This window comes from Methylorubrum populi (genome assembly GCF_002355515.1).
Classification (GTDB): Bacteria; Pseudomonadota; Alphaproteobacteria; order Rhizobiales; family Beijerinckiaceae; genus Methylobacterium; species Methylobacterium populi_A.
The window spans coordinates 5,533,821-5,560,799 of record NZ_AP014809.1 but is presented as its reverse complement, the minus strand read 5'-3'; the positions used below and the strand labels follow the sequence as shown (position 1 = coordinate 5,560,799).

The window sequence follows — 26,979 nt, the reverse complement described above, 5'->3', positions numbered from 1 at the left end:
CACGAAAATTGGGTAAGGCGGCGTCATGGCCACCGCTCCCCTCGTCCGCTTCGCTCCCTCGCCGACCGGCTTCCTGCATATCGGCAATGCCCGGCCGGCGCTGCTGAATGCCCTGTTCGCGCGTCGCGAGGCCGGTCGCTTCCTGCTGCGTCTCGACGACACCGACCGGGAGCGCTCGACGGAGGAGTTCGCGACCGCCGTGGCCGAGGATCTCGGCTGGCTCGGCATCGAGCCGGACCTGTTCTTCCGTCAGAGCGATCGCACCGCCCTCTACGACACGGCGGCCGAGCGGCTGAAGGCGGCGGGGCGGCTCTATCCCTGCTACGAGACGCCGGAGGAGCTGGAGCGGCGGCGCAAGCGCCAGCTCGGCCGCGGCCTCCCGCCGATCTACGACCGCGCGGCGCTCGCCCTGACCGATGCGGACCGCACCGCCCTCGAGGCCGAAGGCCGCCGCCCGCACTGGCGATTCAAGCTCGATCACCGCGTCGTCGCCTGGAATGACCTCGTCCGCGGCGAGAGCCACGTCGATTGCGCCTCGCTCTCCGACCCCGTTCTGGTGCGCGCCGACGGCAGCTACCTCTACACGCTGCCCTCGGTGGTGGACGACGCGGAGGTCGGCGTCACCCATGTGATCCGCGGCGAGGATCACGTCACGAATACCGGCGTGCAGGTGCAGCTCTTCGAGGCGCTCGGCGCCGCCGTGCCCGTCTTCGGCCACCACAACCTGCTGACGACGGCGGATGGGGAGGGGCTGTCGAAGCGCCTCGGACACCTGTCCCTGCGCTCCCTGCGCGCGGCCGGCTACGAGCCCGCGGCGGTGCGCTCGCTCGCGGTGCTGACCGGCTCGGCCGAGGCCGTGCGCCCGATCGCTTCCCTCGACGAGTTGGCGGGCCTCGTCGATCTCGCCCACCTGTCGCGGGCGCCGGCCCGGTTCGACCCGGCCGAACTCGACGGGATGAATGCGCGCCTCGTCCACGAGATGCCGCTCGACGCGGTGCGCGAGCGGCTTACCGCCCTGGGCGTGCCGGTGGAGCAGGCCGAGGCTTTCTGGCCGGCGGTGCGCGCCAATCTCGGCCGCGTCTCCGAGGCCGGCGATTGGTGGCGCGTGGTGGCGGGTCCGGTCACGCCGGTGATCGCCGAGCCCGATTTCATCGCCAAAGCCGCCCGCCTGCTGCCGGACGCCCCGTTCGACGCCGGCACGTGGAAGGCCTGGACCGACGCGGTGAAGGCCGAGACCGGCGCCAAGGGCCGCGCCCTGTTCATGCCGCTTCGCCTCGCCCTGACCGGTCTCGATCACGGACCGGACCTCTCGACGCTTCTCCCGCTCATCGGACGGGAGCGGGCGCTGCGACGGCTCGGTGGGGACCCGGCCTAATCGAGAACCCCGTCGGGCTCGGCTTCGATCATCATCACGTCGAGGGTGAAGCTGCCGTCGTCCTCGATGGCGAAATGCGACCGGACTGGCTCGGGCGCCTCCGCCTGGAGCGCCCGGATCATCGCGACGCTCGGCTCCGGCGTGCCCATGCGCGCGACCCACGATGGAAAATCCATGCGCACGCGCCAGCGCTGGACGGCGCCCGGCACGAACCCGGCCTCCGCCAGCATCCGGCGCCACTCCGCCTCGCCGTAATCGCGCACGTGGGACGGGTCGCGCAGCAACTCCCAGACCTGAAGATGGGTGTCGAGGAGGGCCGAGCCCGGATGCACGACATCGACGATACCGAGGCGCCCGCCCGGCGCGAGCACCCGGTGCGCCTCCCGCAGGGCGGCGGGCACATCGCCCCAATGATGGGCGCTGTAGCGCGAGAGGACGCACTCGAAACTCGCATCCGCGAAGGGCAACGCCTCGACACTGGCCTGGCGGGTGACGACATTCGTCAATCCGCGCCGCTGGGCCTCTCCCGAGACGGCGTCGAGCATGGCCTGCGACAGGTCGAGGGCGGTCACGGCGCGGACATGGGGGGCCACCGCGTAGGTGACGTGGCCGCCGCCGCAGCCGAGATCGAGCACGGCCGCGTGGGGGAGGGAACCGAAGCGGGCCAGGGCCGCGAGATCCTCTCCGGCAGCGTGGACGGCGCTCGCGACGTAGTCGGCGGCGCGTCGGCCGAACTGGCTCTCCGTGTGGGCGTCGTGGCTCGGCGCTGCGGTCATGGCGACGCTCCTGCCTCGGCGGCGCGTTCGAGCGCCGCGATATCGAGCTTCACCATGCCCTGCATGGCGGTGAAGACGCGCCCGGCCACGCCCGGATCGGGATCGGCGAGGAGGCGCGGGAGCATCTCCGGCACGATCTGCCAGGGTACGCCCCATCGGTCCCGCAGCCAGCCGCAGGCGATCTCCGCGCCGCCCTCGGCGGTCAGCGCCGACCACAGGCGGTCGACCTCGGCCTGATCCCGGCAGGTGACCGAGATCGACGCGGCGGTACCGTAATCGGCCGGCGTGCCGCCGTTCAGGGCCTGGAAGGTCTGCCCTCCCAGGGTGAAGACGATCAGGATCGGCTCGCCGGCCTCGCCGCCCGGCCAGGAACCCGGCGCGCGCTGGACGTGGTCGATGCGCGAATCGGGCACGAGCGAGACGTAGAGGCGGACGGCCGCCTCCGCGTCCTTGCCGAACCAGAGGCAGGTGCTGACGTTGGGCATGCCGGGCTCTCCCTCGCTGTCGGCAGGATAGCGAGCACACCGCCCGCACTTCAACCGCGGTGGGCCGGCAGGTTCACCGCACCCTTCAGCCGCCGGCGGGCGGAAGCGGCGCGAGACGCGTCAGCCGCAGGGCGATGAGGAGCGCCGCCACGTAGAGGCTGCCGAAGAAGCCCGCCACTCCCGGCCAGCCGAAATGCAGGAAGAACCAGCCGCCCGCCGTGCCGAGCAGGGACGAGCCGAGATAGTACATGCAGAGATAGACCGCCGAGGCCTGCGCGCGGTCGGTCGAGGCCCGACGCCCGACCCAGCTCGACGCGACCGAGTGCGCGCCGAAGAAGCTGACCGTGACGACGACGATGCCGGCGATGATGAGGACGAGATTGTCGGCGAGCGTCAGGGCGATACCGCCGATCCCGAGCAGGATCGCCAGCCACAGGACCTTGCGCCGCCCCAGCACCCCGGCGACGTGGCCGGTGATGGCCGAGCTCGCGGTGCCCGCGAGATAGACGATGAAGATCAGGCCGATCGCCGTCTGGCTCAACGAGAAGGGCGGATCGAGCAGGCGGAAGCCGATGTAGTTGTAGACGCAGACGAAGCCGCCCATCAGCAGGAACGGTTCGAGAAACAGCCAGGGCAGCCCGGCGTCGCGGAAATGGTGACTGAAGGTGCCGGGCACCTCGCGCCAGCGCATCCGGTGGGCCAGGAAGTGGCGCGAGGCCGGCAACGCGAACTGGAAGGCCAGCGCCGCGAACAGCGCCAGCACGCCGATCACGCCGAGGCCCCAGCGCCAGGAGGCGTGGTCGGCGATGACGCCCGCGAGCAGCCGCCCGACCATGCCGCCGAGCGCGTTGCCGCCGATGAGGAGCCCCATCGACAGGCCGATGGCGCGCCCGTGCATCTCCTCGCTGAGATAGGCCATGGCGACGGCGGGCAGGCCGCTCGCGGCGATACCCGTCAGCGCCCGCAGCACGAGGAAACCGTGCCAGCTCGGCATCAGCACGGCGCCGATGGTGAGCAGGGCCGAGGCGAAGAGCGAGGCCGCCATCACCCGCTTGCGCCCCCAGACCTCGGAGAGCGGGCTGACGATCAGCAGCGAGACCGCCAGCGTGGCGCAGGGCAGCGACAGCGCGAGGCTGCTCTCGGCCGGCGAGACCGCGAAGGTGTCGTGGAAGACCGGCAACAGCGGCTGGACGCCATAGAGCACGGCGAAGGTGGAGAAGCCCGCCGCGAACAGGGCGAGCGTCGCCCGGCGGAAGGTCGGCGTCCCGGCCTCGATGAACCGGTCGCTGTCGTCCGCCATCGCCGTCCCGTGCTCTCAAGCCCACGCGTAACGTCCCCCCACTGCGCCGCAGCGGGGGGAGGGTCAAGGGCTTCGGTTAACGCGGCGCCGGGGGCTGTTGCCCTTCAGCCTGCTGCTGGAGCAGCGGGGTGATCCGGCGGACGGTGACGCGACGGTTCTCGCGGTTGGCCTCCTGCGTGTTCACCTTCAGGTACTGCTCGCCGTAGCCCTGCGTGGTGAGGTTCTCCGGCGGCACCTGGAAGTTCTGCGTCAGCACCGCGGCGACCGACTGCGCCCGGCGGTCGGAGAGCGAGAGGTTGTCGATGTCCGACCCGACGGCATCGGTGTAGCCCTCGATCAGGAAGACCTCCTGCGGATTGTCCTTGATCGTCCGGTTGATCGCCTCGGCGATGGTCGACAGGCGCTTGGCCTGATCCGGCGTGACCGTGAAGGAGCCGGTGTCGAAGGTGATCGTATTGATATCCACCGAAGGCATGCGCGCCCGCAGCTGCGGGCTGTAGCGCACCTGATCCAGGGTGTAGCGCCGATCGAGCTTCTGCACCGGCGGGGCGGAGAGCGCCTCGTAGACGGTGCGCTCGTCGGCCTGATCGTAATCGACGACGTAGCGGTCGCGCGGGATGCGGATATCCGGCGGCGGCAGTTCAACCACGTCCTCGTAGATCGGCCGCGGCGCGCCGCCGTAGACATTGTTGATGAGGACAACCTCGCGCCCGTCGCGGTAGCGGCGGGACCGGCGCAGCAGCCGGCCGTCGTCGTCCACGACGGTGATGATCTGGCCGCCTGCCGGGCTGTCGACATAGCTGTAGATCTCGCCGCCGCGGCGCTCGCTGCGGTAGCCGCGCTCGCCGTAGAGGGTACGGAAACGCTCGTTCTCGTCGTGGCGGATGAAGGTGGTGTCGCGGTCGCGCACGATGATGCGGCCGGGCTCGCGGTAATAGGTGCGGCCATCCACGTCGTACTCGCGGCGATCGCGGCGGATCGTGTCGTAGTCGCGCACGCGATAATCATCGTCGCGGAAGCCGCCGGGGATATAGGCGGGCGTCCCGGGCACGTTGAAGCGGTCGCGACGCTCGAAGCGCTCGCCGCGCCGATCGTCGTAACGCCGGTCATCATCGCGGCGATCGTCCCGCCGGTCGCCGTCACGACGATCGAAACGGTCACCACGCCGATCGCCATCGCGACGATCATCGAGGCTGCGCTGATCCGAGCGGCTGTCCGGCTGGTTCGGCGCCGCGGCGTCGGGCGGCGTGCCCGGAGGCTGGACCGGGCGGCCGGGAATGCCGGGCTGCTGGTTCGGAGCGACCGGTCGGCCGGGAACGCCCGGCTGCTGGTTCGGCGGCGTGTGCCCGCCGGGCGCCTCGCGGGCGCCGTCGGGCTGGGCTGCCGTCGGCGGGGTCGGCTGGTCCGGACGGGTGGGCTGCTGCGCGTTAGGCGTCACCGGGCGCCCTGGAACGCCGGGCCGCTGGTTCGGCGGGGTCTCGGGCTGAGACGGGCTCGGTGCGGCCGGCGGCGTCGGACGCGTCGGGCGCTCCGAAGCGGGCGGCGTCGGCGCGTCCGGGGCCCGGCGCTGGTTCGGGGCGGCATCGGGGCGCTCGGTGTCACGATCGCGGCCGGCCGGGCGCGCCGGACGATCAGCGCCGTCGCGATCCGGCCGATCCGGCGCGTCGCGACGGGCGGGTGCCTCGCGCTCGGGGGCTTCGCGGCGCGCGGGTGCCTCGCGATCCGGGGTCCGCTCGCGGGATGCCGGCGGGGTCGGGCGCTCCTCGGACCGATCCGGTCTCTGAGCGGGGGCCGGAGCACGCTCGGGACGCTCCTGGCGCTCGGGACGCTCTTGGCGCTCGGGACGCTCTTGGCGCTCGGGACGATCCGGGCGCTCCTGTCGTTCCTGGGGTGGCGGCCGCTCGGGACGGGCCGGCCGTTCGGCGGGCTCTGGCCGCTCGCGGGCCGCGGGCGCCTGGCGCGGCTCGGGCCGCTCCGGCCGCTCGGATCGATCCGGCCGCTCCCGCGCCGGCGGTCCGCCGCGCTCCACGCCGCCGCGCTCGGCCGGACCGGCGCCCCCCGGTCCACCCGGCCCGCCGGGTCCGCGTTTGCCGCCGCGCGGACCCTCGCCGGCATCCTCGCGCTGTGCGAGTTCGATCCGCCCACTGTCGCCGAGAGACCGCGCCAGGGAGAGATCGGACAGGACGAGCGCCGGCAACATCGTGCCGGCCAGGAGCAGCGAGCGGGTCATCCGCATGAAGACAGCCTCGTGAAATGCAATCGGCGGTTCCGAACACAGTCGGACCGGATTGGTTCCCCGTTCTCCCAGTCCGATGGGCAACGAAGATTGGTCGAGGCGAAGGGATCTTCTGTGGTCTTCCCGTCGATGGGCCCGCCCGAGATTGGTGGTCGCGGACTACGGAGCGGGCGTCAGCGACGGAGGCGGAAGGAGGCTCGGGACGATGATGCGGATGCCGTTGCGGCTCTCGCCGGTCGAGCCGGTCTGCTCGGCGGCCTCCTTCGCCGACGGCGTCACCGACGCGCCCTCTCGGCTGGCCGCGTCGGCGGCGAGGCTGGCCGCCGTCCGGTCGGCACGTCCGACGAGGGTCAGGCGCACCTTCGGGGCTCGGGAAAGCTTCTCCGCCGTCATCGGCGTGACGAAGATATCGCCCTTGTGCCGCACCAGCATGCTCTCGGCCTTGGCGAGCGACTGCGCCCAACTCTGGCCCTCCTGCTTGCAGGAGCAGTCCGGAGTGAAGCTCTTACGGAACTTGAAGGCCGCCGGCAGGGCGGTGTAGGCGCGGCTGCCCTTGATGGTGGCAGCGTATTTCAGAGCCTCGTCGCCGTGCGGCATCGAATAGGCCACCGCTTCCGTGCCGGGGCAGAGCGCCTGGCACATCTCGTCGGCCCCGCCGCGCCCGTCGGGCAGGTTGGCCATCGGGAAGTAGGACCCGTCGCAGGTCTTCACGCAGATCACCTGCGCGCCGCCGCGGGCGGTCTGATTGCCGGCCGTCTGTCCCTCCTGCCCCTCACCGGGGATCAGGCCGGTGCAGGCGCTCGACACGGCCGCGACGAGCTGCCGGCGGCGGGCGGCGACCACCTCGCCGTCGCCCCCGCCATAGGTCGCGTTGAGCGAACGGATCCGGGCTTCGACGGCACCGCATTGCGGGGGGCGCGTGTCGAAGAACAGGAACTTGCCGCCCTCGCAATTGAGGCTGCGGTAGTAGGTCTCGAGGCGCGCGACCTCGCTCTGCAGCGCGGAGGCGGTCGAGGCGCTCGCGTTGAGGTTGGCGAGTTCCGTGCGGTAGCGCTGGCAGGCCCACACATCGGGTGCGGCCGCGGCCGGCGACGCCCCGCCGAGGGTGAGTACGGCGAGCGCGAGGGCGAGCACGCGGCGAAACTGCGGTCCGATCATCGGCATGGTGCGGATGCTGGGGATCTCGGGCAGGAGGTCGCGGGGGTCACGGAGAGGATGCCGGGCCGCGCACGGCGGCCCAAGCGATCTTCGACATGTGTTAAAGCCCCTCGCCCTTTCGGGACAGAGACACCATGTCTCTGCGGCCAAGCTTTGAGGGGATTGCGTCGATGATGTGGCTCACGGGCACCAATGGGGATCGCGGCCGGCAAGCGGCGGCCTGCCTTGCCGCATGCGTCGTCTCTTGCTTCGCCCTGGCTGTGCCGGCCCGGGCGCAGGAGCCCGATCGGATCTTCGACAAGTCGACGGTCTGGCGCCCGCTGACGCCCAACGACAAGCTCGTGGTCTACGGCATCGACGACCCGTCGGTGGCCGGCGTCGCCTGCTGGTACACGCAGCCCGAAAAGGGGGGCATCAAGGGCACGCTCGGCTTGGCGGAGGATGTCTCGGACATCTCGCTCGCCTGCCGGCAGGTCGGACCGGTCCAGTTCAAGGACAAGTTCAAGCAGGGCGAGGTGGTGTTCAGCGAGCGGCGTTCGCTGATCTTCAAGTCGATGCAGATCGTCCGCGGCTGCGACGTCCGGCGCAACACGCTGATCTACATGGTCTATTCCGACAGGGTGATCCAGGGTTCGCCCAAGAACTCCACCTCCGCCGTGCCGCTCGCCCCGTGGGGAACTGAGCCGCCGCCGAAATGCGCAGATTTCGTGAAGTAGAGCGGCCGTGGCTGAATCCGGCCGGCCTCAGTCCTGGCAGGTGATGCGCAGCGGTCGCGGCGCGCTCTTCACCGGAGCGGCGTCGCCGATGGCACCGGTATACTCGTCCTGCGCGGCGACACCGTAATTGGCAGCACTGGCAAAGCCTTGCGACTCGCACCACGCGTTGGCGACGACCTGCCCGCACTCGCTCGGGCCGCCGCTCAGGCACTCGCCGACGCCGTAACCGTCCTCGGCAGGGATCAGGAAAGTCTTTTCGACGGGCTTGCGCGCGGCCGGTTCCGTGCCGGCGCTCGCCGGAAGGGCGGCGGTGGCGAGAACGAGGGCGAGCAGAGCGGCGGCCGGACGGCGCATGGTGAAAACCTTGTGAACGGGTTCGTTCGAGTTCGGAGTGTTCGGACGGCGCGGTAAACAAATCCTTGCCGGATCCGGTCACGGCCGCTTGAGAAGCAGCGAGGCAGCCGCCCTTCTCGAATTCATCACCGTTTTGGGGTAGCCCAACCGCGGGGCGGCGACCGTCGCGGCGGCGCAACAGCGGCCGGCGGCGGCTCGGGCGACATCGTGGCGGCGACGTGCACGGACTCCGCCGGGCGGCCCGCCGAAGGTGCTGCGCCGCAACGACAAACGACGAGGGCGGCAAGCGCCGCAGGGGAGGCCGGGCGAGCCCGGCAGGAACGCAGTCGATGACGCCGATGTTGCGCCTCTACAACACGCTGACCCGCGAGAAGGCGGCCTTCGCTCCGATCGATCCGGCGCGGGTGCGGATGTATGCCTGCGGACCGACGGTCTACGATGCGGCGCATATCGGCAACGCCCGGCCGATCATCGTCTTCGACCTGCTGTTCCGGCTCCTGCGCCACCTCTACGGGCCGGCGCACGTCACCTACGCCCGCAACGTCACGGACGTGGACGACAAGATCAACGCCCGCGCGCTGGAGCGCGGCATCACCATCCGCGAACTCACCGACGGGACGCTGGCGCAGTTTCACCGTGACATCCGCGACCTCGGTGTGCTGATGGCCGACGACGTGAACCGGGCCGGCGAGCCGGCGCGATTCATCGAGCCGCGGGCGACCGACCACATCGCCGAAATGCACCGGCTGATCGAGGGTCTGGTTACGGCCGGCCACGCCTACGTAGCGGAAGGGCACGTGCTGTTCGACGTGCCCTCCATGCCCGATTACGGCGCGCTCTCGAAGCGCCCGCTCGACGAGATGGAGGCCGGCGCCCGAGTCGAGGTGGCGCCCTACAAGCGCTCACCGCTCGACTTCGTGCTGTGGAAGCCCTCGAAGGCGGGCGAGCCCTCCTGGCCGTCCCCCTGCAGGATCGATGCGCCCGGCCGGCCCGGCTGGCACATCGAGTGCTCCGCGATGTCGTGGAAGCATCTGGGCGAGACCTTCGACATTCACGCCGGCGGCATCGACCTGATCTTTCCCCACCACGAGAACGAGGTCGCGCAGTCGCGCTGCTGCTTCGGCACCGACGTGATGGCCAATGTCTGGCTCCACAACGGCTTCCTGCAGGTCGAGGGGGAGAAGATGTCGAAATCGCTCGGCAACTTCATCACCATCCGCCAGGTGCTGGACGATTGGCCGGGCGAAGTCGTGCGCCTCAACATGCTCAAGACCCACTACCGCCAGCCGATCGACTGGACCCTGCGTGGCCTGGGGGAATCGAGCCGGATGCTCGACCGCTGGTACGAGGCGGCCGGCGAGGCGGCGCCCGACGCGGCGGTGCCCGAAGGCGTGGTCGAGGCGCTGGGCGACGACCTGAACACGCCGGCCGCCATCGGCGAGCTGCACCGGCTCGCCGGCGCCGAACCGGGGGCACTCAAGGCCGGCGCGGGGCTGATGGGCTTCCTTCCGACGACGAAGGCGCAGCGGGAGGCGGAAAGGGTCGGCGCGGCGGGGATCGACGTGGCAAGGGTCGAGGCGCTGATCGCCGAGCGCAAGGCGGCCCGCGCCGCCAAGGACTGGGCCGCCTCCGACCGGGTGCGCGACGCGCTCACCGCGATGGGCGTGAGCGTGAAGGACAACAAGGACGGCACCACCACCTGGACGGTGGCGGGCTGAAGCGTCAGCCCGTCAATCGCTGCAGCCACCCGCCGCCATGGGCGTAGGACCGCCCACCGAGGCGGCGCAAGGCCTCCTCCGTCGAGGTGAGCGGATACTCGGCATAGATCTGCGCGATCTCTTCCGCCGTGTTGGGCAAGCGCGAAAATTCCTCGACGATCGCGTCGTAGTTGGTCTTGAGTGTGCGCGAGGAAGGGTCGAGCCCGGTGACGATGACGAGGCCGGTGGGCGGGGCGTCGACCAGCATCACGTCGAGATCGGGCCGGTAGCGCTTCAGGATCGGCACCACCTTCCAGACGTCGCCGGTCCACCAGCCCTCGAAAGGCGTGCCGCGCGCGCGGATATCGGCCTGCATCGGGTCGCGATCGGCCATCGGCTCGGCCACCGGCAGACAGTCGTGCATCACGATGATCGAGTCGCGTCGGCAGATCGCTTCGGTGTTGAAGAAATCCCGCAGCAGGAACTCGAACAGGTGCATGCCGTCGAGAAAGGCGAGGTCGATCCGGCCGCCGATGTCGCGCCGCAGGTCGAGGTGGGCGAAGAACACGTCGCTCATCACCTGAAACAGCGAGACCTTGGTCTTGTTGGCCGCGATGTTGGTCTTGAGCCGGAATTCCGGATCGACGGCGATGCCGTGCCGGCAGGCGATGCCGGAGAAGATGTCGCCGAAGGCGACGCCGATCTCGAGGTACCGCCGCACGGCGGCATTGCGGGAGAGCCTGGCCAGCACGCTCGCGTAGTGCTCGCCCCGGTGCTCGCCGGCGATGGTCGGTCCGGGCTCGGTCACGGCGGTCATCAGAATCGCTTCTCGATCAGTTCGTCCGCCAGCGGCGCCGGCTCCAACCGGGCTAGGACCTCGCTCAGCGTCTCCACCACGCGGTCGGGATCCTCGCCGACGAGGTAGTTCAGGTCGAGGCCCTCGCGGATGAAGCCGTGGGTGCGCATGTGGTCGATCAGGGTGATCAGCGGGTCCCAGAAGCCGTTCACCGAAAGCAGCAGGATCGGCTTGCGGTGCTGGCCGAGCTGGGCCCAGGTGAGCTGCTCGACCAGTTCCTCCAGCGTGCCGATGCCGCCGGGCAGGGCGACGAAGGCGTCGGCCCGGTCGAACATCAGCCGCTTGCGGGTGTGCATGTCGGAGACGACGATGGTCTCCTGCACCGCGTCGAGCATGCGCTCGCGCGATTTCAGGAAGTCCGGAATGATGCCGGTGACGTAGCCGCCCGCATCGAGTGTCGCGCCGGCGACGGTGCCCATGAGGCCGACATTGCCGCCGCCATAGACGAGCTTGACCCCCGCACGGGCGAGGGATGTGCCGAGCCGGCGCGCCGCGTCGGCAAAGGCCGGATCGCCGCCGAAGCCGGAGCCGCAATAGACGCAGACGGAGGTGAGCTGCGCCATCACGCGTCTCCCCGGCGGCAACGGCGGGACGGGGTCAGGCCGAGCTTCATGCACCCGTCCAAGCGAAAGAATGCTGAGTTGACGCGGGAAAAATGGGTACCCGCCCGTTCGAGCTTTGGTGTTCTTCTCATGTTCGTTAATATGTCACCGGATTTAGACGGGTTGTCGACAATCGGCGGCGCATCGTGCTGGCCCGCGGCAACCCGAGGCGTACGGGAGTGAGCGGCGATGACGGCTGAGGTGCGGCGAAGCATCGTCCTCGCGGTAGCGGGGCTGCTCGGCGGCTTCGCCATGGTGGTCGCGCTGTTCGGGACGGGGGAGCTTCTCAAGCGCAACGCGGCGGTCAATCCTTCTGCCGAAACACCGGCGACGCCGGGAGAACCTTCGGCCGGAGCGGAGACCGGCGACCGTGCGGGCGAGGCACCCAGGACGGACTCCCCTCATGCCGCCCTCGGCGCCCTATCGCAAGGGGGCGTCGGGCAGGGGCCGTCCCCGGCCGGTGACGCGAAGCCGCGCGCGGATGATGGAGCGCCGAGCTTCGACATCGTTCGGGTCGAGCCGGATGGGGCGAGCGTCGTCGCCGGGCGCGCAGCGCCCAACAGCCGCATCGAGCTTCTGCGCGATGGAAAACCCTTCGCCACCGCTCAGGCCGACGCCGCGGGTCAGTTCGCGCTGACCCCGCCGGACCTGCCGCCGGGCACGAGCGAGATCACCCTGACCGCCACCGGCCCCGACGGCAAGCCGCTGCCGGGCCGCGAGAACGTGACGATCGTGGTGGCGGAAAAGCGCGATGCCAAGCCTCTGATCGCCCTGAGCGCGCCCGACGCGCCGACGCGGGTGCTGTCGCAGCCCGACGCGCCCGAGGCCGGTGGCAAGCCGCCCGCGACCGCGCTTGCCGGAACGCCCGGCCAAGCCGCGCCCGCGCCGGGCGGGGCCGCGAACAAGCCGGCGCGCGAGGCGGAGAAGCCGTCCGGCAAGGCCGCGGTGCCGGGCGCCGTGCGCATCGTCAGCGTGGATGCGCAGGAGGGCGGGCGCCTTCACGTCACCGGTCAGACGACGGCGTGGAGCAGCCTGCGCCTTTATCTCAACGACACCATGGTGGCCTCCGGTCAGTCGGGTGCCGACGGGCGGGTCGCCTTCACGATCGGGCGGGGCGTGAAGCCGGGGGCCTACCGCATCCGCGTCGATTCCGTCGATCCGGCCGGTGGCAAGGTGAAGGCGCGCGCCGAAGTCGCCTTCGCCTATCCCGACAGCGTGCCGCCGACACGGTATGCGGATACGGGTTCGCCCGAGATGACGAAGCCGGGCAGGGCACCGTCGGCTCCGGACCGGGAGCGGGCGGCGGCCGAACCGCAATCCCTGCCACCGGAGCAAGCCGGAGCGAACCGCCCGGCGCCGAAGGCCAGAACGGCGGAGGTTGCCCCCGCGCCGAGCCTTGCGGCTGCCCCGTCCGTTTCTGCGGGGACCGCGCGCAGCGAGCCGGATCGTCCCGCAACAGCCGGCACGCCGTCGCTCGCCGCGTCCTCGGGGGCCACGGCGCCGTCGCCGGGTGCGGATCGCAGAGCGGCCACCGCACTCGCGCCGAGCCTTCCCGGCGGTGCCGCGGCTCCGGCCGAGGCGGGTGCCGTGTTCGTGCCGGAGATCAACACCGCCCGGATCACCCGCGGCGACAGCCTGTGGCAGATCAGCCGGCGCACCTATGGCCGCGGCAACCGCTACACCGTGATCTACGACGCCAATCAGGATCAGATCCGCGACCCGAATCGGATCTATCCGGGCCAGATGTTCGTGCTGCCGAAGGACGCACCCGCGCGGGAGACGCCGTCGGCGCGAAGCGTTTCCGATCGCCGGACCTGACGGGGGGACCGGATGCGCCCGAGGCGGTCAGCAGGGCGTCCCGGGGCGTCATCCTGAGGCGGAGCCGAAGCGGTCGAACGCAGCGTAAGCCAAGGAGCCGAGACTTTCGCGAAGGCGAGCGCTGGCGACCGAGACCGGCCGGAAGCCGGTGTGATCGCTTCCACGCGACGGCCGAACGGCGGGGGAGGGTGCGCGAACGTGCGCGAGCGCCTATATGCGCCACGCGACGGCCGCCCCGCGCCGAGAGATCCTTCCGAACCTCACGATGGCAAAAGCACCCGCGCCGGCGGGGGAGGGCGCGTCCGCGCCCCTCGAACGTCCTGGCCTCCTGACCACCTATCGCCGGCTCTGGCCCTATCTCTGGCCCCACGGCCGCGCCGATCTCCAGCGCCGGGTGTTCATCGCCTTCGGGCTGCTCTTCGTCGCCAAGGCCGCGACGATGGTGATGCCCTTCACCTTCAAATGGGCCACCGACGCGCTGGTCGCGGCGATCGGCGAGAAGGGGGCCGCTGCCGCCGTGCCGGCGGGGCTCGTCTCGGCGCCCTTCCTGCTGATCGCCCTCTACGGCCTGTCGCGCATCGCCATGGCCGGGCTGACGCAGGTGCGCGACGGGCTCTTCGCCAAGGTGGCGATGCACGCCGTGCGCAAGCTCGCGCTCCAGACCTTCGAACACATGCACCGGCTCTCCCTGCGCTTCCATCTGGAGCGCAAGACCGGCGGCCTGACCCGCGTGCTGGAGCGCGGCCGCTCCGGCATCGAGGAATTGTCGCGCCTGATGGTGCTGACCCTGGTGCCGACCATCGTCGAGCTGGTGCTCGTGCTCGGCATCCTCGCCTACGAGTTCGACTGGCTCTACTCCGTGGTCGTGGCGAGCATGATCGCCGCCTATCTCGGCTTCACCTGGAAGGCGACCGAGTGGCGCATCGGCATCCGCCGCCGGATGAACAACTCGGACACCGAGGCCAACACCAAGGCGGTCGATTCGCTGCTCAACTTCGAGACGGTGAAGTATTTCGGCGCCGAGGCCCGCGAGACCGCCCGCTACGACGCCTCGATGGAGCGCTACGAGAAGGCCTCCACCCAGACCTACGTCTCGCTGGCGGTGCTCAACGCCGGCCAGGCGGTGATCTTCACCCTCGGCATGACCGCGGTGATGTGGCTCGCCGCCCGCGACATCATGGCCGGGCGCACCACGATCGGCGGCTTCGTGCTCGTCAACACCATGCTGGTCCAGCTCTCGATCCCGCTCAACTTCATGGGGATGATCTACCGCGAGATCAAACAGGCGCTGATCGACATCGACGACATGTTCCTGATCCTGCAGCGCGATCCCGAGATCGCCGATCGCCCCGGCGCGCCCGCGCTCAAGGTGGAGGCGGGCACCGTGCGCTTCGAGGACGTGCGCTTCGCCTACAACCCGGACCGGCCGATCCTGCGCGGTGTCTCCTTCGAGGTGCCGGCGGGCCGCACCGTCGCCATCGTCGGCCCCTCGGGGGCGGGCAAGTCGACGCTCTCGCGCCTCCTGTTCCGCTTCTACGAGCCGAATGCCGGGCGCATCACCATCGACGGCCAGGACATCGCGAGCGTCCGCCAGGATTCCCTGCGCGCGGCCATCGGCATGGTCCCGCAGGACACGGTGCTGTTCAACGACACCATCGGCTACAACATCCGCTACGGCCGCTGGGACGCCAGCGAGGCGGAGGTGCGCGAGGCCGCCCGCCTCGCCCAGATCGACCGCTTCATCGAGAGCCTGCCGGAGGGCTACGACACGCCGGTGGGCGAGCGCGGCCTGAAGCTCTCGGGCGGCGAGAAGCAGCGGGTGGCGATCGCCCGCACCATCCTGAAGGGTCCGCCGATCCTCGTCCTCGACGAGGCGACCTCGGCGCTCGATTCCTTCACCGAGCGCGAGATCCAGGCGGCTCTCGACCGGGTCAGCCAGGGCCGTACCACGCTGGTCATCGCCCACCGACTCTCGACGGTGATCAACGCCGACGAGATCCTCGTGCTCGACCAGGGCCGGGTCGTCGAGCGGGGCGACCATGCGGGCCTGCTCGCCCGCGGCGGGGTCTACGCCGCGCTGTGGAACCGCCAGCGCGAGGCGGACGCGGCCCGCGAGGCGCTCAAGCGCGCCGAGGACGAGCGCTCCCTGGTCGAGGCCGTCCGGCCGGAGCCGGAGACGGTGACCTGACCACCGGTTGACGGAACCGCGCCCCCCTGCCATCCGGCGGGGACAGATTCGCCCCGCCGGAGTCCAACGGGAGCCCATGACCGACCTCATCGAGACGATCCGCCGGACGCTCGTGCCGATCCACAAGGAGGGCTACCCCTTCATCCTGATCGGCATCGTGCTGACCGTGGTGCTCGGCTACTTCTCGCAGTTCTTCGGCTGGATCTTCCTGATCCTCACCCTCTGGGTCTGCTACTTTTTCCGCGATCCCGAGCGCGTGGTGCCGGTGGGCGACGGCCTCGTCGTCTCGCCCGCCGACGGGCGCGTGAACCTGATCTCGACCGTGCTGCCGCCGCCGGAGCTCGACCTCTCGCACGAGCCGATGCTGCGGATCTCGGTCTTCATGAACGTGTTCGACTGCCACGTGAACCGCGTGCCGGTCTCCGGCAAGATCGGCCAGATCCACTACACGCCGGGCCTGTTCCTCAACGCCGAGCTCGACAAGGCGAGCGAGGACAACGAGCGCAACGGCCTCGTCATGGAGACGACCCATCGCGGCCAGCCGGTGCGCATCGGCGTGGTGCAGATCGCCGGGCTGGTGGCGCGCCGCATCGTCGGCTTCGTCTCGGCGGGCGACACCAAGCAGGTCGGCGAGCGCTTCGGCCTGATCCGCTTCGGCTCGCGGGTCGATGTCTACCTGCCGGTGGGCACCCGCGTGATGGTCGGGCTCGGCCAGAAGGCCGTGGCCGGCGAGACCGTGCTGGCCGATCTCGGCGGCGGGCCTGAGCGGGCTTTCCGCCGCATCTGATCTCTTTGCAGAAGGGCGACATGCCGAGAAGCGACGAGCCGAAAGACACGTCGAGAGACGAGTCGAGGGACGACATGGACGATCTGTTCCCGCCCTTCGCGCCGGACGCGAACGATCGGCCGCGCCGGTTCCGGCCGGTGCCGTTCCGGATGATCGCGCCCAACATGATCACCCTGCTCGCGCTCTGCCTCGGGCTGACCGCGATCCGGCTCGCCTTCGAGGGCCGGTTCGAGCCGGCGGTGATCGCGGTGATCGTCGCGGCCGGGCTCGACGGGATCGACGGGCGCGTGGCCCGCCTGCTCAAGGGCACCTCGCGCTTCGGGGCCGAACTCGATTCGCTGGCCGACTTCGTCAATTTCGGCTGCGCCCCGGCGCTGATCCTCTACAGCTTCACCCTGCACAACCTGAAATCCGTCGGCTGGATCGTGGCGCTCGTCTTCGCCATCGCCATGTGCCTGCGGCTTGCGCGCTTCAACGCGATGCTCGACGACCCGAACCGCCCGGAGTGGAAGAAGGACTACTTCGTCGGCATGCCGGCGCCGGCCGGCGCCCTCACCGGGATGCTGCCGCTCTACCTCCACTTCCTCGGCCTGGATTTCAGCGCCTGGGGTCGGCCGGTGATCCTCGTCTACGTCCTGGCCATCGCGCTCCTCGTCGTCTCCACGGTGCCGACCTTCTCCGGCAAGACCTGGGGCAAGCGCGTGCCGCGCGACCTCGTGGTGCCGATCTTCCTCGTCGTCGTGGTCGGCTTCGGCCTCGTCATCAGCTTCCCGTTCGAGGCGATGGCGGCGGTGAGCGTGGCCTATCTCGCGGGCATTCCCTTCGGCGCGGCGCAGTACCGCAAGCGCCTGAAGCAGGAGGCCGCGCGCGCGCCCGCTTCGGCGACGGTGGAGCATCCGGCGGCGCCGGGAGCGTAACGTACCGCCCCCGCGACGATCCCTCCGCTGACCGGGATCTGGCCCCGCGCCCCGTCCGGCCTGCTCCCGTCACCCGCATCGGGGCGCGTGAGGAGACGGCCATGACAGGTGAGGCGGATTTCGTCCGGCGGATCGGGATCGCGCATCCGATCATCCAGGCTCCGATGGTCGGGCCGAAGGCGCCGCTCGCGGCCGCCGTCAGCGCGGCCGGCGGGCTCGGCTCCCTCGGCTGCGCCGCGCTGACACCCGATCAGATCCGCGCCGAGGTGGCCGCGATCCGGGCGGTGACGGATGGGCCGTTCAACCTGAACTTCTTCTGCCACGCGCCGCCCGCCCCCGATCCGGCGCGCGAGGCCGCGTGGCGGGCCGCCCTCGCGCCATATTACGCGGCGTTCGGACTTGACCCGACGGCGCCGGTGGCGATGGCCAACCGCGCACCCTTCGATGCTGCGATGGCCGAGGTGGTGGAAGAGCTGCGCCCAGCCGTCGTCAGCTTCCATTTCGGCCTGCCGGCGGAGCCGCTGCTGCGGCGGGTGCGGGAGGCGGGCTGCCTGATCCTGTCCTCGGCCACGACCGTGCGCGAGGCGCGCTGGCTCGCCGAGCGCGGCGTCGATGCGGTCATCGCGCAGGGGGCGGAGGCCGGCGGCCATCGCGGCATGTTCCTCACCGACGCGGCGGCCTCGCAGGTCGGCACCATCGCCCTGGTGCCGCAGATCGCCGACGCGGTGAACGTGCCGGTGATCGCGGCGGGCGGCATCAGTGATCCCCGCGGCGTGGCGGCGGCCTTCGCCCTGGGCGCCAGCGCGGTGCAGGTCGGCACCGCCTATCTGCGCTGCCCCGAGGCCGGCCTCTCCGCGCCCTACCGCGCCGCCCTGAGCACAGCCCGGGACGAGGACACGGCCCTCACCAACGTGCTCACCGGCCGCCCCGCCCGCGGCCTGCTCACCCGCGCAGTGCGGGAACTCGGGCCGATCAGTGCGGTCGCGCCGGCCTTCCCCGGTGCCGCGGTCGCGCTCCAGCCCCTGCGCACGGCCGCCGAGGCGCAAGGCTCGGGCGATTTCTCGCCGCTCTGGTCGGGGCAGGCGGTCGGCCTCTCGCGGGAGCGGCCGGCGGCCGACCTGACCCTCCTGCTGGCCAGCGGCGTTCCGGGCTGAACCACCAACGAGAAAGGGCCGCCCCGAGGGGCGGCCCTTCCACAGTCCGAGACGGATCTCGAAAAATCAGCGCGAGTAGAACTCGATGACGAGGTTCGGCTCCATCTGCACCGGGTAGGGCACCTCGGAGAGGCCCGGGATCCGGGTGACGCGGGCGGTCATCTTCTGATGATCGACCTCAATGTAGTCCGGCACGTCGCGCTCGGCGAGCTGCGAGGCCACGACCACGATCTCGAGCTGACGGGAAGCTTCCTTCACCTCGATCACGTCGCCGGCCTTGACCTGGTAGCTCGGGATGTTGACCCGGCGGCCGTTGACCTTGATGTGCCCGTGGTTGACGAACTGGCGCGCGGCGAACGGGGTCGCGACGAACTTCGAACGGTACACCACGGCGTCGAGGCGGCGCTCGAGCAGGCCGATCAGGTTCTCGCCGGAGTCACCGCGCAGGCGGATCGCCTCGGCGTAGTAGCGGCGGAACTGCTTCTCGGTGATGTTGCCGTAGTAGCCCTTGAGCTTCTGCTTGGCGCGCAGCTGCGTGCCGAAGTCGCTCATCTTGCCCTTGCGGCGCTGGCCGTGCTGGCCGGGGCCGTATTCGCGGCGGTTCACGGGGCTCTTCGGGCGGCCCCAGATGTTCTGGCCCATGCGGCGATCGAGCTTGTGCTTCGCCTGGACGCGTTTTGACATCGCTGTTCCTCTGGAACAAATTTTTGAGGAACGCGCCCTCCTCTCCCTCTTCGCCGGAGCGGCGAGGGCGACAGGGCGGCTGTTACCGCCCACGGGTGCGCATGAAATGCGACGGGGCCCCAAACCGGAGCCCCGTACACGAGCGGGTGCCTAGACGAGAACACCGGCAGCGTCAATGCCGCGGCCGACGCCGCCCTCGGCCGCACCCCGATCCTCATCCTTCATTAACCCTCGTGTCGCCTGAATCACACGCGAGAATCCCCGAACTCTGACGGAGCGCCGACCCATGCCGACGCCAACCACCCGCGCCAGCCTCATCGGCCTCGCGCTGACCGGCAGCCTCATCGCCGGCCCGGCCCGTGCCGACTTCCAATCCTGCCTCGCCGGCATCCAGGCGCAGGCCGCAGGCGCTGGCGTCTCGGCCCAGACCTTCCGGGCGGCGACGGCCAACATCGCCTACGACGACAAGGTGATCGAGCTGTCCCAGGCCCAGCCCGAGTTCAAGACGCCGATCTGGGACTACATGTCGGCGCTGGTGGACGACGAGCGGGTCGAGGACGGGCGCGCGGCCATGCGCCAGCACGCCCAGGCGCTCGCCAACGCCGAGGCCCGCTACGGCGTCGACCGCTACACCATCGCCGCCGTGTGGGGCGTCGAGTCGAACTTCGGCAAGAACCTCGGCAAGATGCCGCTGGTGCAGTCGCTGGCGACGCTCGCCTGCTCCGGCCACCGCCGCCGCGAGTTCTTCCGCACCGAGCTGATCGCGACGCTCAAGATCATCGAGCGCGGGGACATCGAGGCCTCGCGGCTCACCGGCTCCTGGGCCGGCGCCTTCGGCCAGACGCAGTTCATGCCGACCACCTATCAGCGCCTCGCGGTCGACGGCGACGGGGACGGGCGGCGCGACATCGTCGATTCAGTGGCCGACGCCGTCGCCTCCACCGCCAACTTCCTGCGCGTCGCCAAGTGGTCGAATGCCCAGCCCTGGGGCTACGAGGTGCGGCTGCCGCGCGGCTTCAACACCGCCGCCGCCGGCCGCAAGAACAAGCATGCCGTCGGCCATTGGGCCTCGCTCGGCGTCACCCGGGTCGACGGCAAGCCGCTCACGGGGGAGGGGCCCGCCGGCATCCTGGCGCCGGCCGGCATCAACGGCCCGGCCTTCCTCGTGACGAAGAACTTCGACGCGATCTACTCCTACAACGCCGCCGAATCCTACGGGCTCGCCATCGCCGTGCTGTCGGACCGCCTGCGCGGACGCCCCGGCGTCCAGGCCGACTGGCCGACGGACGACCCGCCGCTGTCGCGCGCCGAGCGCCGCGACCTCCAGAGCCGCCTGATCGCCCGCGGCTACGATGTCGGCGAGCCCGACGGCAAGGTCGGCTCCAAGACCCGCGAGGCGATCAAGGACGTCGAGCGCCAGCTCGGCATGCCCGCCACCGGCCGTCCGGGCGGGAAGGTGCTGGAGGCGCTGCGGCGGGGCTAAAGTCATCCCAGACCGCTCCTCTGCGGGCTGCGTGGTGTCCGTGCGCTCCATCGCACGGGTCGCCCGCGGCCTTTTTCATTCCGCGAGCGCATCACCGTCAGCGTCCGTACCCGGCAGGCAGCGGGCCGCAAAGAGCCGCCTCGGCCGCCCCGCTGCCGATGACGGTCAGTGCAGGCAACAAAAAAGCCCGCCCCGAGCATCTCGGGACGGGCATATTGGCGGAAGCGGCTCCCCGGAGCCACTCCACGAAAGGATCACTCGGCAGCGGCGGGCGCCTTCTCGGCCTTGGCCGGACGGTCGTTGCGCTCGACGATACGGGCCGACTTACCGCGACGGTCGCGCAGGTAGTACAGCTTGGCGCGACGGACCTTACCGCGGCGGGCCACCTTGATCGAATCGATCATCGGGGAGTGCACGGGGAAGACGCGCTCCACGCCCTCGCCGTAGGAGATCTTGCGGACGGTGAAGCTCTCGTTGAGGCCGCCGCCGTTGCGGGCGATGCAGACGCCCTCGTAGGCCTGGACGCGGGTACGCTCGCCTTCCTTCACGCGGACGTTGACGATGACCGTGTCGCCCGGCTCGAAATCCGGAATGGTCTTGGCGAGGCGGGCAATCTCTTCCCGCTCGAGCTGCTCGATGATGTTCATTGGAAACGCTCCGGCCGTTAGCGCCCGTCCGGTGAGGTCCGGGCGTCAGGATTTCGGCATCCTGTTGTGAGTTGGCCGGGCCTGTACCCGATGCACGCGGCTTTGTCGATGGGCTCGATCGTCCGGCGCGCTCGGGAGCGGATCAGTAGCGTGACGGAACGATCATCGAGGGCGCGATCGGCGCACGGATGTAGTCGGCATGCCGCACGCGGTCTGGCAGCATCACCGGCGGGTGTTCGACGGCACCGTAGGGGATCTGCTCCAGCAGATGGCTGATGCAGTTGAGGCGGGCACGGCGCTTATTATCCGCCTCGACCACCCACCAGGGCGCCTCGGGGATGTGAGTGCGCGCCAGCATATCCTCCTTGGCGCGGGTGTAATCCTCCCAGCGGCGGCGCGATTCGACGTCCATCGGCGAGAGCTTCCACTGCTTCAGCGGATCGGCGATGCGCATCCGGAAGCGCAGGGCCTGCTCGGCGTCGGTGATCGAGAACCAGTACTTCACGAGCCGGATGCCGGAACGCACCAGCATGCGCTCGAATTCCGGCACGGAGCGGAAGAATTCCTCGACTTCGGCCTCGGTGCAGAAGCCCATCACCCGCTCGACACCGGCACGGTTGTACCAGGAGCGGTCGAACAACAGGATCTCGCCCGCGGCCGGCAGGTGGGCGACGTAGCGCTGGAAATACCATTGCGAGCGCTCGCGCTCGTTCGGAGCGGGCAGCGCCGCCACGCGGCAGATGCGGGGATTGAGGCGCTGCGTGATGCGCTTGATGACGCCGCCCTTGCCGGCCGAATCGCGGCCCTCGAAGATCACGACGACCCGCAGGCCCTCGGTCTTCACCCAATCCTGCAGGCGGATCAGTTCGTGCTGGAGCCGGAGCAACTCGCGGAAATAGGTGCGTCGGGACGGCGCGTCGCCATCATCATGGTCCTCGTCGAAGCTGAGCTCCAGCTCCTCGTCGTAGCTGTCGGCCAGTTCGCGCCGGATCGCCTCGAAATCGCTGGGTTGGAGGCGGCTGTCGTCGCGCATGGGGCTCTGTCCGATCGTCGGCTCGTACCCGACGCCTTAGAGCACCCTCGTGTGACAGACCGGCGAAGGCGGCCGACCACTTCCGGCTCCCATGTCCCTCCGAACCCGCTCGGACGCGCCGGTCCGGTCTCCGCTTCGATCCAGCACGGACGATCAGTTGCGGACGGAGCCGGTCGTGGTCACGGCGGCGTGGGATTTGGTGGAGGCAGCCTCCTTCACCGTCTCCTTCGACACGGGCTTCGCCTTGGACGCCTCGGCGGCCTTCTCGCCCGTGCCCGGCTTCTCGATCGTTCCCGGCTTCTTGGCGAGCACCTTGCTGAAGGCGCTCACATCGCCGTCGGCATCGGCAACCGCGATGCGGTTCGATTTGGCGGAGCCCGTCTTGGCATCACCCACCTTGGCCTCACCCGCCTTGGCCGGCTCCTGCACCGCCACCACCGTCGTCGGCTTCTCATGCGCCTTGCGGGCAGCCGCAGCCTTGGTCGGTCCGGGCGCATCGGCGGGGGCCGCCGCGACGAGGACGGGCTTGCCCTTGGCATCGACCTCGAACTCGTTCGGTCCGAGTGCGAGGCTCTCCGGGCGGCTGACCTCGCCGAGGTGATAGCGGCCGTACTCCTTGGCGGTGTAGGCGAGCTCCTTCTCCTTGTCCTTCTCGTTCTCGATCAGGCTGGCGAAGGTCGGCCCTTCGGGCTTCTGCGGACGGAAGACCGGGTTCTGGCCGCCGTCGTCGTAGACGACGCGGGTGGCAGGCGTGCCCTTGGCAATCAGCTCGGCCACCTCGTGGCTGTCGCGATCGCGCTTCTCGGCCACCAGCGGATCGACCCGCGGCGTACAATTGCCCGCCGCGACGTCGGCGCCGCCGAACACATATTTGGTGCCGCAGGCCGCGACCCGCGGCTCCTCCTTGAGGGTCTCGAAATAGTCCGAGCCCTCCTTGAGGTTCTTCCAGAAGGGCGCGTTGGGGTCGTTGCGGAACTTGGCGATGTTCGCCGGCGTCATCCGGAACGGGTAGGACTGGAACTGGAAGGCGCGCTGGCCGCCGCTGAAGGCCTCGCGGGCGATCGCGTAGATCTCCGACATCGACGCGTCGGTCATCGCGAAGCAGCCCGAGGACGAGCAGGTGCCGTGCACCATGATATAGTTGCCGGTGCCGCCCTTGGCCCGGTCGATGGCGTTGGGGTAGCCGACGTCGAAGGACAGGTAGTAGCTGGAGTTCGGGTTCATCTGACCCGGCGTGATCGTGTAGAAGCCCTCCGGCGCCTGCCGGTCGCCCTGCTTCAGCTTGGGGCCGAGCTGGCCCGACCAACGGCAGATCGGGAAGGTCTTCAGCAGCGCGTACTGGCCGTTCGAGCCGCGCTTCCACACCTCCATCTCCGCCTCCTTCTTGAAGGCGCGGATCAGGATCGGGTCAGACTGGCTCATGCCCTTGGTCTGCATGAGCGCGAGCGTCTGGGGCGGGATCGGGGTCAGGCTACGGGTCGAGGCGCCTCCGAGCATGGCGCTGTCCTGGCAGGCACCAAGGGTCATCGCCAGGGCAACGGCAGCAGCCGCCACAAACGGACGCACAGCCATGGGGAACCCGTCCTTACGTGTCCTTGCCCGCAGGGCACCTTGCGGCCCTTTTGCGGACGTCACTCCCCGAACCCAATAGCCTCGCTAAGCTTACCCGGAGCTTACCGCAATGCGTTCATCCACTTTGTGGACAGGCGTTGCAGGACGGTCACGGTTCCGCGGAAACGCGCGCGCTCTCCCGTACCAACGCCTTCACGAAGGCGTCATCGGCGGGATCGGCGAAGCGAAGGCCGACGGAGGCCGAGCGGACCTCGACACTGAGCCAGTCGAGTTGCGACGCCCGTTCGACCGGGCTCGCGGCCCGCTGCTCACCCTGGTGAAGCTGAATCACCGTTAGGTGGTTCTCCGCGCCCCGCGCCCGCGTCGCCAGCGCGTCGCGGATGGAATGGACCGTCGCCGCGTCGGTCGGAAGAGCGGTCATCAGGTAGAAGCGGTTGCGGGCGCCGGGCCGGTCCAGCGCCGCGCGAAGCCGCCGCACGCCGGCCTGCAGGAAGCGGTAATCCTCGTCGCTGGCCGCCGGATCGTGGTGGTTGAACACGAAGGGAATCGCGTGCCGCTCGCGGTAGAGCAGATGGCGGCAGCGGGTCTCATGGGGCGCACGGCGCTCGGAAAGCGGCGTGGTCTCGTAGTGGCGCCGGTCGAGCAGGTCGGTGAAATCGTCGGCGAGACAGTCGCGCACCATGCCCGGCGAGGAGAAGATCCAGTCGAACGGGGCCGACCAGGTCCGCAGACCGAGTCCCTTCAGGATCTGGGCGGTGTGGCAGTGGCTGCCGAGCGAGATGTGATTGACGGGGCCCGGCTCGCGGGTATCGCGCCGGCCGAGGCGGCGCAGGCCGTCGAGCAGGCCCGCGCCGAGGCCGCGCGTCACAGCTTGCGGCCGATCTCGAGGAATTTCTGGGCGCGCCGGTCACGGATCTCGTCGCGGCTGAGGCCCTCGAACTCCGACAGTGAGCGGGCAATCGCCTCGCCGGTGGCGTCGAGTGCGGCCTGACGGTCGCGGTGGGCGCCGCCGGTGGCCTCCGGAACGATCGCATCGATGATGCCGAGCCGCAGCAGATCCTGCGCGGTAATCTTCATGGCGGTGGCGGCGTCGTGGGCGCGGCCCTGATCGCGCCACAGGATCGAGGCGGCGCCCTCCGGCGAGATCACGCTGTAGATGGCGTGTTCCAGCATCAGCACCGTGTTGGCGGTGGCGATGGCAATGGCGCCGCCCGAGCCGCCCTCGCCGATGACGACGGCGACGTTCGGGACACCGAGGGCGAGGCAGGCCTCGGTCGAGCGGGCGATGGCCTCGGCCTGTCCGCGCTCCTCCGCCTCGATGCCGGGGAAGGCACCCGCGGTGTCGACGAAGGCGAGAACCGGAAGGCCGAAGCGGTCGGCGGTCTCCATCAGGCGGACCGCCTTGCGGTAGCCCTCGGGCCGGGCCATGCCGAAATTGTGCCGCAGGCGCGCCTCGGTGGTCGCGCCCTTCTCCTGGCCGAGCACGCAGACCGGGCGGCCGCGGAAGCGCCCGAAGCCGCCGAGGATCGCCTCGTCCTCGCCGAAGCTGCGGTCGCCGGCCAGCGGCGTGAACTCCTCGATCAGCCCGGCGCAGTAATCGACGAAATGCGGGCGCTGCGGATGACGGGCGACCTGCGTCTTCTGCCAGGGCGTCAGGGCTGCGTAGATCTCGGCCAGCGCCTGGGCCGCCTTTCCCTCGAGCCGCCCGACCTCCTCACTGATCGAGACCGCGCCGTCGCGCTGCCCCAGGGCCTTGAGTTCCTCGAGCTTCGCTTCGAGTTCCGCCACGGGCTTCTCGAAGTCGAGATAGGAGCGCATCACCGCCATCGATCGTGGGTCCAGAACCTTTTGGAGCGGTGAGCGGGTCAACCGGTCGCCGCAGGCCGGGCGGTGTTGGGGAAGTGCGCGGGCGGTGTCAACTGACAGGCGTAACGCAACCGTCACGGCACCGCCTTCCACGCGTCATCCGGCCAGGGCAGGCTTACGGCCGAGCTGGAGAGCGAGTCCTCCGTGAACGCCAATCTCTACCCGTCCGGTGAAACCTCGGTGCTGGTGCTCCAGGGCGGGGGAGCCCTGGGCTCCTATCAGGCTGGCGTCTACGAGGCGCTGGCCGAGGGTGGCCTCGGGATCGATTGGGTGGCCGGGATCTCGATCGGAGCCATCAACGCCGCGCTGATTGCCGGAAATCCGCCCGAGCATCGGGTCGAGCGGCTGCGCAGCTTCTGGGATCAGGTGACGTCCGGTGTGAGCGGGTCGCCCTGGATGCCGGGGGATCAGGCTCGAACCGCCTTCAACGAGTTCTCCGCCAACTGGGCCGCGGCCTTCGGCGTGCCGGGCTTTTTCACGCCGCGCACGCCGCCGGCGGCGTTCTACCCGGCGGGCGCCCGCGAAGCGCTGAGCCTCTACGACACCGCCGCACTGAAGGGCACGCTCGAGCGACTCGTCGATTTCGACCGGCTGAACCACGGCCCGGTCCGGTTCAGCGTCGGCGCGGTCAACGTGCGGACCGGGAACTTCGTCTATTTCGACAACCGCCGCGAACAGATCGTCCCCGAGCATATCATGGCCTCCGGCGCCCTGCCGCCGGGCTTCCCGCCGGTGGAGATCGACGGCGAATTCTACTGGGACGGCGGCCTCGTCTCGAACACGCCGCTCGACTACGTCCTCGACACAGAGCGCCAGCGCGACCTGATGATCTTCCAAGTCGATCTGTTCGCCGCCTCGGGACCGATGCCGCGCACGCTGATCGAGGCCGCCGAACGGGAGAAGGACATCCGCTACTCGAGCCGGACCCGACTCAACACCGACAAGAACATCGAGATCCGCCGGGCCAAGCTCGCCCTGCGCAACCTGATGCAGAAGCTGCCGCCGGATCTCGCCGACGACGAAAACGTCAGCTTCCTGCGCCGGCTCGCGCACGAGAACTTCCTGACCGTGGTTCAGCTCGTGCATCGCCGCAGGAGCTACGAGGGGAACTCGAAGGATTACGAGTTCTCCCGCGCGACGATGCTGGAGCACTGGGCGGCGGGCCGCCACGACGTGCGCCGCTCGCTGCGCCACCGCGCCTGGCTCGAGCGGACCCATACGGATGCGGGCGTGGCCGTCTTCGATCTGACCCGCGACGCCCGCGATTGAGGGCGG

At 70.1% G+C, this 26,979-nt stretch carries 24 protein-coding genes; 10 read left to right on the top strand and 14 right to left on the bottom strand.

Annotation, left to right across the window (positions count from 1 at the left end):
* Positions 1 to 25 precede the first annotated feature (25 nt).
* Complete coding sequence (gene gltX / locus MPPM_RS25900) at positions 26 to 1,375, top strand: glutamate--tRNA ligase (protein WP_096487537.1); 1,350 nt, start codon at positions 26 to 28, stop codon at positions 1,373 to 1,375.
* On the opposite strand, the gene MPPM_RS25895 is transcribed toward gltX, so the two are convergent.
* The 5 genes from MPPM_RS25895 to MPPM_RS25875 form a co-directional block, all read right to left on the bottom strand.
* The gene (locus tag MPPM_RS25895) at positions 1,372 to 2,151 is read right to left on the bottom strand and encodes a class I SAM-dependent methyltransferase (protein WP_096487536.1); all 780 of its coding nucleotides are present in this window, start codon (positions 2,149 to 2,151) and stop codon (positions 1,372 to 1,374) included. The genes gltX and MPPM_RS25895 overlap by 4 nt on opposite strands.
* Positions 2,148 to 2,636, bottom strand: a complete 489-nt coding sequence (locus tag MPPM_RS25890; RefSeq protein ID WP_096487535.1) for a VOC family protein — start codon at positions 2,634 to 2,636, stop codon at positions 2,148 to 2,150. The genes MPPM_RS25895 and MPPM_RS25890 overlap by 4 nt, the downstream gene beginning before the upstream one ends.
* 85 nt (positions 2,637 to 2,721) lie before the next feature.
* A complete protein-coding gene (locus tag MPPM_RS25885; RefSeq protein ID WP_096487534.1) occupies positions 2,722 to 3,936 on the bottom strand; it encodes an MFS transporter in 1,215 nt (404 codons plus the stop codon).
* A gap of 76 nt (positions 3,937 to 4,012) precedes the next feature.
* Entirely contained in the window at positions 4,013 to 6,172 is a 2,160-nt protein-coding gene (locus tag MPPM_RS25880) for an OmpA family protein (RefSeq protein ID WP_096487533.1), read from the bottom strand.
* A 159-nt stretch (positions 6,173 to 6,331) separates the two neighbouring features.
* On the bottom strand, positions 6,332 to 7,336 hold the full coding sequence (locus tag MPPM_RS25875; protein WP_096487532.1) for a DUF2865 domain-containing protein: 1,005 nt from the start codon (positions 7,334 to 7,336) through the stop codon (positions 6,332 to 6,334).
* 164 nt (positions 7,337 to 7,500) lie between these two features.
* Here MPPM_RS25875 and MPPM_RS25870 point away from each other — a divergent pair, with 164 nt between their 5' ends.
* Entirely contained in the window at positions 7,501 to 8,046 is a 546-nt protein-coding gene (locus MPPM_RS25870; RefSeq protein ID WP_096487531.1) for a CreA family protein, read from the top strand.
* Positions 8,047 to 8,073: 27 nt separating this feature from the next.
* On the opposite strand, the gene MPPM_RS25865 is transcribed toward MPPM_RS25870, so the two are convergent.
* The gene (locus tag MPPM_RS25865) at positions 8,074 to 8,400 is read right to left on the bottom strand and encodes a hypothetical protein (RefSeq protein ID WP_096487530.1); all 327 of its coding nucleotides are present in this window, start codon (positions 8,398 to 8,400) and stop codon (positions 8,074 to 8,076) included.
* 329 nt (positions 8,401 to 8,729) lie between these two features.
* Between MPPM_RS25865 and cysS the strand changes: the two genes are divergently transcribed.
* Positions 8,730 to 10,118 carry a cysteine--tRNA ligase gene (gene cysS, locus MPPM_RS25860; RefSeq protein ID WP_096487529.1) on the top strand — a complete coding sequence of 463 codons (1,389 nt, stop codon included), beginning with the start codon at positions 8,730 to 8,732 and terminating at the stop codon, positions 10,116 to 10,118.
* 4 nt (positions 10,119 to 10,122) lie between these two features.
* On the opposite strand, the gene MPPM_RS25855 is transcribed toward cysS, so the two are convergent.
* Positions 10,123 to 10,914 (bottom strand): class I SAM-dependent methyltransferase, encoded by a 792-nt coding sequence (locus tag MPPM_RS25855; RefSeq protein ID WP_096487528.1) that lies wholly within the window; start codon positions 10,912 to 10,914, stop codon positions 10,123 to 10,125.
* Positions 10,914 to 11,516 (bottom strand): LOG family protein, encoded by a 603-nt coding sequence (locus MPPM_RS25850; protein ID WP_096487527.1) that lies wholly within the window; start codon positions 11,514 to 11,516, stop codon positions 10,914 to 10,916. Before MPPM_RS25850 ends, MPPM_RS25855 begins: the two co-directional genes overlap by 1 nt.
* A 228-nt stretch (positions 11,517 to 11,744) precedes the next feature.
* On the opposite strand from MPPM_RS25850, the gene MPPM_RS25845 reads away from it, so the two are divergent.
* From MPPM_RS25845 to MPPM_RS25825, 5 genes are all read left to right on the top strand, one after another.
* A complete protein-coding gene (locus MPPM_RS25845) occupies positions 11,745 to 13,373 on the top strand; it encodes a LysM peptidoglycan-binding domain-containing protein (protein ID WP_096487526.1) in 1,629 nt (542 codons plus the stop codon).
* A gap of 265 nt (positions 13,374 to 13,638) precedes the next feature.
* Positions 13,639 to 15,561, top strand: a complete 1,923-nt coding sequence (locus tag MPPM_RS25840) for an ABCB family ABC transporter ATP-binding protein/permease (protein ID WP_096488037.1) — start codon at positions 13,639 to 13,641, stop codon at positions 15,559 to 15,561.
* Between the two features lie 76 nt (positions 15,562 to 15,637).
* A complete protein-coding gene (locus tag MPPM_RS25835; protein WP_096487525.1) occupies positions 15,638 to 16,348 on the top strand; it encodes a phosphatidylserine decarboxylase in 711 nt (236 codons plus the stop codon).
* Between the two features lie 74 nt (positions 16,349 to 16,422).
* Positions 16,423 to 17,265, top strand: a complete 843-nt coding sequence (locus MPPM_RS25830) for a CDP-alcohol phosphatidyltransferase family protein (protein WP_096487524.1) — start codon at positions 16,423 to 16,425, stop codon at positions 17,263 to 17,265.
* A gap of 101 nt (positions 17,266 to 17,366) precedes the next feature.
* Positions 17,367 to 18,419, top strand: a complete 1,053-nt coding sequence (locus MPPM_RS25825; RefSeq protein WP_096487523.1) for an NAD(P)H-dependent flavin oxidoreductase — start codon at positions 17,367 to 17,369, stop codon at positions 18,417 to 18,419.
* 66 nt (positions 18,420 to 18,485) lie between these two features.
* On the opposite strand, the gene rpsD is transcribed toward MPPM_RS25825, so the two are convergent.
* Positions 18,486 to 19,103, bottom strand: a complete 618-nt coding sequence (rpsD, locus tag MPPM_RS25820; protein WP_017483343.1) for a 30S ribosomal protein S4 — start codon at positions 19,101 to 19,103, stop codon at positions 18,486 to 18,488.
* A 286-nt stretch (positions 19,104 to 19,389) separates the two neighbouring features.
* On the opposite strand from rpsD, the gene MPPM_RS25815 reads away from it, so the two are divergent.
* Positions 19,390 to 20,586, top strand: coding sequence for a lytic murein transglycosylase (locus MPPM_RS25815; protein ID WP_096487522.1), 1,197 nt, complete (start codon positions 19,390 to 19,392; stop codon positions 20,584 to 20,586).
* Positions 20,587 to 20,840: 254 nt separating this feature from the next.
* On the opposite strand, the gene rplS is transcribed toward MPPM_RS25815, so the two are convergent.
* The 5 genes from rplS to MPPM_RS25790 all read right to left on the bottom strand — a co-directional run bounded on the left by rplS (position 20,841) and on the right by MPPM_RS25790 (position 25,656).
* The gene (rplS, locus tag MPPM_RS25810) at positions 20,841 to 21,233 is read right to left on the bottom strand and encodes a 50S ribosomal protein L19 (RefSeq protein WP_096487521.1); all 393 of its coding nucleotides are present in this window, start codon (positions 21,231 to 21,233) and stop codon (positions 20,841 to 20,843) included.
* 142 nt (positions 21,234 to 21,375) lie between these two features.
* Positions 21,376 to 22,266 carry a polyphosphate kinase 2 gene (ppk2, locus tag MPPM_RS25805; protein WP_096487520.1) on the bottom strand — a complete coding sequence of 297 codons (891 nt, stop codon included), beginning with the start codon at positions 22,264 to 22,266 and terminating at the stop codon, positions 21,376 to 21,378.
* Positions 22,267 to 22,419: 153 nt separating this feature from the next.
* Positions 22,420 to 23,838, bottom strand: a complete 1,419-nt coding sequence (locus tag MPPM_RS25800; RefSeq protein ID WP_096487519.1) for a L,D-transpeptidase family protein — start codon at positions 23,836 to 23,838, stop codon at positions 22,420 to 22,422.
* A 148-nt stretch (positions 23,839 to 23,986) separates the two neighbouring features.
* On the bottom strand, positions 23,987 to 24,706 hold the full coding sequence (locus MPPM_RS25795; protein WP_096487518.1) for a DUF1796 family putative cysteine peptidase: 720 nt from the start codon (positions 24,704 to 24,706) through the stop codon (positions 23,987 to 23,989).
* Complete coding sequence (locus tag MPPM_RS25790) at positions 24,703 to 25,656, bottom strand: acetyl-CoA carboxylase carboxyltransferase subunit alpha (RefSeq protein ID WP_173808022.1); 954 nt, start codon at positions 25,654 to 25,656, stop codon at positions 24,703 to 24,705. Before MPPM_RS25790 ends, MPPM_RS25795 begins: the two co-directional genes overlap by 4 nt.
* Before the next feature lie 192 nt (positions 25,657 to 25,848).
* Between MPPM_RS25790 and MPPM_RS25785 the strand changes: the two genes are divergently transcribed.
* Positions 25,849 to 26,973, top strand: a complete 1,125-nt coding sequence (locus MPPM_RS25785) for a patatin-like phospholipase family protein (protein WP_244573417.1) — start codon at positions 25,849 to 25,851, stop codon at positions 26,971 to 26,973.
* Positions 26,974 to 26,979 lie beyond the last annotated feature (6 nt).